The 934-nt window shown below is 63.6% G+C and carries 1 protein-coding gene; it reads left to right on the forward strand.

What is annotated here, in order from left to right:
• The first annotated feature begins 152 nt into the window (after positions 1-152).
• Positions 153-503 carry a hypothetical protein gene (locus tag DLJ47_RS05775; RefSeq protein WP_109899051.1) on the forward strand — a complete coding sequence of 117 codons (351 nt, stop codon included), beginning with the start codon at positions 153-155 and terminating at the stop codon, positions 501-503.
• Positions 504-934: the final 431 nt, after the last annotated feature.

Raw genomic sequence — 934 nt, forward strand, 5'->3', positions numbered from 1 at the left:
GCGGTAGTCCCTTTCGAGAGTGCTGTGGAAGGTTCACTCGAAAGATCACGCGATGGCCGCGCTCTATGCCGGACGGGCTGTCCGGCAATCACGCCAACCGCGTTACACCACTATCAGGGACGCCACTGCCCCCGCTGTCGCATGATCCAGAGGTGGACGATGCGATCCAGGTGCTACGACGCGAGTTCAACGCCGAGGAAGGGAGCTTCCTACTCAGGCTCCGAGGAGACCTGATCTGGGATCGCGGTGCGTTCAGCCGGTTGGAACTGGCGATGCGGATGGTCTGTGCGACGTATCAAGAGCGAGACCAGTTGGAACGGTGGCTCGCCGAGGGATTCTACGAGATGGCGACGTACGTGCCAGGCTGGACCAGTCACCCGAACTTCCCACGTCCTGCTGCCGAGTACCACGAGGCATGCCTCGAGCGGATCGGCGACCTGGCCGACTGGTTCTTTCGGGGCTGGCACGCGTACGACGAGACCCATGTCTGGGCTGACCTCTGAATCCGGCGCAAGGTCGGCACGTGCCCGCTCCGTGCCCGATGCAGCGGTCAACACCTGGGAACGTCCGCACTTCGACGGCGTCAACTCGAACGCTCCGTGTTGCTCGACCAGCTGGCACAGCTACCCAACGTGTAGATCAATCCAATTCCCAAGCTGAGGGTCCGGGCCGCCTACGATGATGTCCGTGCCTGGCTGGTCTGAGACTGCTCGCGTTGCCGAGGAGCGGGGCGATTGGGACGGAGCAATCGCGGTGGTCGGTGCTGTTGCGGAGTGCTACCGAGATGCGGGCCGGTGCTCCGCTCTTAGAAAGTGTTGGGTAACCGGGTGGCTACTTCTGGTTGAGTTCGTCGTCGAGGCGTCGGGCTGCCTCGGTCTCGATCGGGCCTTGCGGCTCGACGTCCTCACCGGCTAGGCGCGCGGCCATCAACCGG

The organism is Micromonospora sp. S4605 (genome assembly GCF_003176715.1).
Lineage (GTDB): Bacteria > Actinomycetota > Actinomycetes > Mycobacteriales > Micromonosporaceae > Micromonospora > Micromonospora echinaurantiaca.